The sequence below is a fragment of the Blautia glucerasea genome, assembly GCF_020537505.1.
In the GTDB taxonomy this organism is placed as follows: domain Bacteria; phylum Bacillota; class Clostridia; order Lachnospirales; family Lachnospiraceae; genus Blautia_A.
Map to the genome: position 1 here is coordinate 1 of NZ_JAJBMO010000133.1, position 315 is coordinate 315.

The following is a 315-nucleotide window of genomic DNA, read 5'->3' on the forward strand; positions in this document are numbered from 1 at the left end:
TGGCAACTTTGAAGTGGCAACAGGTCGATGGACTGAATACCGTCCTGCCGTATGGTCTGCGGAAGATCGATGCGGTGCGTACCCTTACCACAGAGTCCACTGCCGTCTTGATTCCGTTCCATACACAGGAGATCATGCAGCCGGGCGGTATTTATTATGGGCAGAATGCAGTCAGCAAAAATATGCTGGTGGCAGACCGAAGGAAGCTGTTAAATGGAAACTCGTTCCGACTGGGAGTCAGCGGTTCGGGTAAGAGTTTTTCGGCAAAAGAGGAGATCGTAGACCTTGCCCTTTCCACGGAAGATGACATCCTCA

Annotated in this window: 1 pseudogene; it reads left to right on the forward strand. The window is 51.4% G+C overall.

Annotation, left to right across the window (positions count from 1 at the left end):
* Positions 1-315 (forward strand): annotated as a pseudogene (locus tag LIQ05_RS19590) (VirB4-like conjugal transfer ATPase); the annotation flags it as partial.